Annotated in this window: 1 protein-coding gene and 1 pseudogene; both read left to right on the top strand. The window is 42.2% G+C overall.

Annotation, left to right across the window (positions count from 1 at the left end):
- A pseudogene (locus tag JGK07_RS33005) lies at positions 1–581 on the top strand (transposase); the annotation flags it as partial.
- A 258-nt stretch (positions 582–839) separates the two neighbouring features.
- Positions 840–1826: an IS66 family transposase gene (locus JGK07_RS33010; protein WP_293291242.1), complete on the top strand. Its 987-nt coding sequence runs from the start codon at positions 840–842 to the stop codon at positions 1824–1826.
- Positions 1827–1860 lie beyond the last annotated feature (34 nt).

The following is a 1860-nucleotide window of genomic DNA, read 5'->3' on the forward strand; positions in this document are numbered from 1 at the left end:
TGGGGGCATTAATAATTAAAGAAAGGCTAGGAACCAGCGACAAAGAAACGCTAGAACAAATAAGAGAAAACCCATACCTACAATACTTTATAGGCATGAAAGCCTATAGTAATGCTGCACCATTTGATTCATCTATGTTCGTTCATTTTAGGGAGAGAATAGGTGTCAATTTAGTCAATAAAATCAACGAAAAAATGGTCAAAGAGCAGACCGAAGTGCCAGGAGAGCTGGTTGAAAAAAAGTCATCAGAAATAAGTGAACCTAAAAATCAAGGAAAATTAATATTAGATGCAACCTGTGCGCCAGCCGACCTTAAATATCCGACGGACTTAGGACTATTAAATCAAGCCAGAGAACATACTGAAAAAATCATAGATGCTCTACATAATCAAATTAAGTCACCCGTAAAAAAAAAGCCGAGGACATATCGAAACAGAGCCAGAAAAGAATACCTAACCCTAGCAAAAAACCGCAAACCACGACGAAAAGAACGAAGAAAAACGATTAAAAAACAACTCCAATATATCAAAAGAAATTTAGCTAATATCGAGGCAATGGGTCAGCTACAGTCCCTAAGTAAATCTGACTACAAAAAGCTGCTAGTAGTCACAGAAGTATACCGTCAACGTAATTGCTCAACCCCCTTGACAAGAAGACAAGATAGACATTAGATAAAGGAATGGAAAAACTCCCCGACTTAAAACAACTATCGAACGAGGCAAAAGAAGCCTTGATAGTAGAGCTATGGGAGCGAGCCAGAGCCATCTCCTAAAAAAACGAGCAAAAATTCCAGCACTCCACCGTCCAAAGGATTCAAGTCCAACATTAAGTCCTCGAAAATAGAGGGGAGCAAAAGACAAAAAAGCCTAGGAAGAGCGGGAGGGGGAAGAGAATTACATCCTCATCCCGACCAAACAATCATCGCCCAACTCAAAAATTGTCCCCATTGTGGAGAAAAAGTCACCGCCACCGCCCAAAAATTGCAATCCGTCTACGAAAAAATCGAACTACCTCCAATTCGCCCCATCGTCACCCTCCGTGAACGTTATGGTGGTCAGTGTGCCTGCTGTCAAACCGAATATCTTGCACCTGTACCATTGGGAATGGAACCAGGTTCACCGTTTGGCAGTTCAATTCAAAGCTTAGTTACATATCTCCGTTACACTCATGCCATCAGTTACGAACGGCTATCGTCTATATTTGGAGAGGTCTTTCGACTCAAGATATCCGAAGGAGCAATCGCCAACCTGCTGGGGAAGGTAAAAACCAGTTTAGACGATCAAGTAAGTCAAATACTACAACGGCTGCGGCGGGCAAAATTAATTTGTTCAGATGAAACGAGCGCGAGAGTTAACGGACAGAATCAGTGGGAGTGGGTGTTTCAGAACCAGGATGTTTGTTTACACGTCATCCGTCCGAGTCGAGGAACTGGAGTAATTAACGAAGTTCTAGGAGAACATCGTCCCGATATTTGGGTGTCAGACTTATTTAGCGCTCAAAAAAATCACCCAGCACCACAATGGCAAGTGTGTTTAGCCCATCAACTGCGGGATTGCCAATATGCAATTGATGCTGGGGACAGGATTTTTGCCCCAGCGATGAAGAGGTTATTATTAAGGGCTTTTATCATCCATCGGCGACGGGAGAATATGGATGATACTAGACTCAATCAATATCGAGAAAATTTACAGGAAAGATTAACCAAGATTTTGGATTTAGCACCACACCATCCGGATGGTATACGGTTACGAAAACGTTACGGTGGGCTGATTGACAATTTATTTCTATTTCTGGAAGATGCGACAATTCCACCCACAAATAATTAAGCGTGAACAGGCGATTCGGATGAGCGTGATATTT

The sequence above is a fragment of the Microcoleus sp. PH2017_24_DOB_U_A genome (assembly GCF_020738205.1).
GTDB lineage: Bacteria > Cyanobacteriota > Cyanobacteriia > Cyanobacteriales > Microcoleaceae > Microcoleus.